The following is a 3,450-nucleotide window of genomic DNA, read 5'->3' as shown; positions in this document are numbered from 1 at the left end:
CATCTCTGCAAGACAAAAGCTTCGCGAGCAATATCAAGACCCTATCGTCCAACGCAACATTGATTTAGACATGGCACTACTTGATTGTTATGCAAAGGAACTCGCACAGGTCGAATGGTTCATTGAAAAACAGGCCAAAAACCATAATCCCGTCTATTTAGAATTACTGAAAACAGTACCAGGTATTGGCAAGATTTTGTCACTGACAATCCTCTATGAAATCGGTGATATCAGCCGATTTGAATCAGTACAAAAGTTTGCTTCATACTCTCGATTGGTCAAATGCAAAGCAGAATCAGCGGGTAAAACCTATGGCACCAATGGCAATAAAATCGGTAATGCTCATTTGAAATGGGCATTCTCAGAAGCAGCGGTGCTGTACCTGCGAGGCAATGACAAAGCACGTAACTACCTTAATCGATTACAAAAACGAATGAGTAAAGCAAAAGCGTTGTCTGCACTGGCACATAAGCTTGGCCGCTGCGTCTATTTCATGCTGAAGAACAAAACGGTGTTTGATGAACAACGATTCTTAAAAGGATAAGTCGCGCAATAAGGTGAGCTGAACGTCTAACTAGATACTCTTAAAAAGAGAAGCGAGCATGACCGTGGATGATGTGGCTAATGAAGCAATGACTTCTCACCATCATCACTATGCCAAATGCTATTTAAGCTACATCGCCTGCACTTGACTTTATAAAGAATGACACCTTATTGGCGCGCATTAATAAGTACAATCAACAAAGTCGTTTACACCCTAAATGAGCCTGAAACTAACTGTGCATAAAGCACCTCTGACTTGAATAGCGCCATCTTAGGGTTAACCGATAAATGTCTAGTGCCCCTGACATTTCAAAGGAATGAAAAGCGTCAGGCAGCGATAAGATCGCACTAAGAGAGCCTCTATATGTGTTTGCTGTAAACGATGATTTGACAGCTAAATGACAGACGAAGTAGATGTATTTGTTGATTGATTTTAATTTGACTGCAAAAGCAGTCAAATAAGTTAGGCTCGCCTATTGACTGGCGGAAGGCTCATATGTGTTATATTTACCATTGACTAATGCTATCCAAAAGCTCTTCATGCCCTTCCAATAATTTGGACTCTTTTACTGTCTCATGAGGAATGGAATACTTTTTACATATTGCTTTTACACTAGAAACAAAAGGCTCGCCAGCAAAAGGAGAAATATAAACTTCTTCAATTAAATCTAATGCAAGTGTTTTAATAAACTCTGGCTTAGACTTGAAATCATTCACATTTGAAGTGTCAATTTTTGGTACAGTGAACAATCTAGCTTCATTTTCATGACTGAAAGAGCTTCGTTTCAACAGCGGTGATAGATTTCCATCAGTAACACAATCTTTGGGGCTAAGTTGATCATCGTTAAAGTCTAAATATTTAACTGCACCAAGTTGAACTAATATATCTTGCTGAAAGTGTTCGATTGACTTTACAAGTGACGAGACACTTGTTTTTACTGCAATCCCTTTGCCATTATCTGAATATAATTTCCACATAGCTTCTGATTCAGATTTATTAGCGTGCCAGCAATTTACAGTTATTCCTTTACTAATAGTTTTATATGTATGTTTGGTTGACTCACTTAAGGCTAAAATTCCATCTTTCATCTTCGACAACTCCGCGAGTTGATCTGCATTTTTACCAGCCCTCGCTTTAAGTTGCTCATGTGCTTTGTCTAGCTCCTTTACTTGAGAGCCAAATATTTCAGCAAAAGCTTCAAAAGCCACTTTTGGCATATAACCTTCAAAAGGGTCTGAATTTCGATATGTGTCTAGAGGAGTAAAATATAAAATATTATCTTCGAGTAAACTAATCAGTTTATCCAATGACATATATCTCCATAAAGGTGTATCAAGACTTACACTTTTACCAACTTTAACTTTTGCCAATTGAAATGCTCCAATTTGAGGTAAATATAACGCCCACATTAAACGGACTAAAATTGTTGGCTATAACGTTGTGAGGAACAAACAATAGCCAACTGTTTTTGTTCCGTTTAAATTGACTTGTTATGAAGCTTACCTATCGGCTGGGTGATTTATACCATCATTGGTAACTACATCACCCAAATCAAATGGGTTGACACCTTCAAGGCACCCAACATTAAAACCATATTCATTTGGACTAGACCTACGCTGATGGTGCGTATAGATGCCACAATTAGAGCAGAAATAATGCTTCGCAGTTTTAGTATTAAATTGATAGAGTTTTAAAATATCTGCTCCCTCAATGATTCGAATCCCATCCAAAGCGACAGAAGCCACTATTGCACCTTTACGTCTACAAATAGAACAATCGCAACGTCTAGGTTTCTCAATTCCATTTGGAAGCGATAACTCGAGTTTGACTGATCCACAATGGCATGAAGCTAAGTGCTTCTCTTGTATTTGAGTATCTCCGACGGTCTTGATCATTAATGGGACTCCTTTGCTTCATAACAGCTTATTGAACGGCTCGCCCGATAAAGTCGGCGGTTCAAGTTATTGATTTAAATCATCCTACATTCTCTATGTCTTTGATGTAAAGTGATAAAACACTCTCAACCTCCCAAAACAAAACGAGGTTGCGCGTTAATGTCGTTCAAAAAACAAGCGGTGAAATTTATTTGCAATATTATCAATCAATTATACTTTTCGAAATAAATCCACATTACAACTTTAGGCTTACTTCATGAACTTTTGGCATGCTTCATGAAATTGGTTGATTTTAATTAAGTGAAATCTATTTAAACCTGTAGAAAAAATCAGTCCATTCGGTTAAGCACAATCTAACCAGTAAATAATGGTCTTTATCGAAAAGCCTACTCAATACTTCCAGTAAATATTTATCAACAAACAAAGTCAGCATGTATGTTTCTGAGAGTACAGATTTAGTAACGTAGTTTTACTGTTTTCAATAGTAAATGAATACATCTAAATCGTAATAATGAGATAGCACACGCTGAATACACTTAAAATCACCTGCCAATGGACAACTTACTCATTAAAAGGTAACAGGCTTGGGGGCATAAATGATTTGCATACCTTGCTCGCAATTGGTGTGATTCAACTCAGAACTTGAGGACGTTGAAGAAAATAGCGTGAAGCTCACATGGATGTGAGCTTAGCTTTCGCGGTACAGGATGTACCATCGGAAGCGTTAGCATTTTCGAATAAGTCCGAAGCAGGTTTCAAATGCAGTCAAAAGCTGGATTGTTCCACATCGCGAAATTATAGCAGCTCTCGTTTAGTAACAAGAATGATAATTTTGATGTGGCGGCTGGGCCAATTCTTTTATAAAGAGTAAAGAGGGAACAGCCGTTGGTTTCCTCTTGGTCTGGTGTGGGCGAAGCGCCACGACGTTAGTGGCCGCAGGCCATGAGTACAAAACAACCAAACAACAAAAGCAAACACCTGGATTCCGGCTCAAAAGCATTGCCGGAATGA

Annotated in this window: 2 protein-coding genes and 1 pseudogene; 1 reads left to right on the top strand and 2 read right to left on the bottom strand. The window is 38.3% G+C overall.

Translation table 11 applies throughout. The features are described 5' to 3' along the window. Positions 1 to 544: pseudogene (locus tag L2703_RS18835) on the top strand (IS110-like element ISShfr7 family transposase); the annotation flags it as partial. 506 nt (positions 545 to 1,050) lie between these two features. Here the strand turns inward: L2703_RS18835 and L2703_RS18830 are convergent. Both L2703_RS18830 and L2703_RS18825 read right to left on the bottom strand, forming a co-directional pair. Next, positions 1,051 to 1,953, bottom strand: a complete 903-nt coding sequence (locus L2703_RS18830) for a DUF2971 domain-containing protein (RefSeq protein ID WP_248972559.1) — start codon at positions 1,951 to 1,953, stop codon at positions 1,051 to 1,053. A 90-nt stretch (positions 1,954 to 2,043) separates the two neighbouring features. Beyond that, positions 2,044 to 2,439 (bottom strand): GFA family protein, encoded by a 396-nt coding sequence (locus tag L2703_RS18825; RefSeq protein WP_248972558.1) that lies wholly within the window; start codon positions 2,437 to 2,439, stop codon positions 2,044 to 2,046. Positions 2,440 to 3,450: the final 1,011 nt, after the last annotated feature.

Origin of the sequence: Shewanella basaltis (assembly GCF_023283885.1) — a bacterium.
GTDB classification, from domain to species: domain Bacteria; phylum Pseudomonadota; class Gammaproteobacteria; order Enterobacterales; family Shewanellaceae; genus Shewanella; species Shewanella basaltis.
The sequence above is the reverse complement of the archived record's forward strand: the minus strand, read 5'-3'. Positions and strand labels throughout refer to the sequence as shown.

Coding starts and splice junctions, on each gene's coding strand:
- L2703_RS18830 (WP_248972559.1), bottom strand. CDS start 1,953: ATGTGGGCGTTATATTTACCTCAAATTGGAGCATTTCAATTGGCAAAA.
- L2703_RS18825 (WP_248972558.1), bottom strand. CDS start 2,439: ATGATCAAGACCGTCGGAGATACTCAAATACAAGAGAAGCACTTAGCT.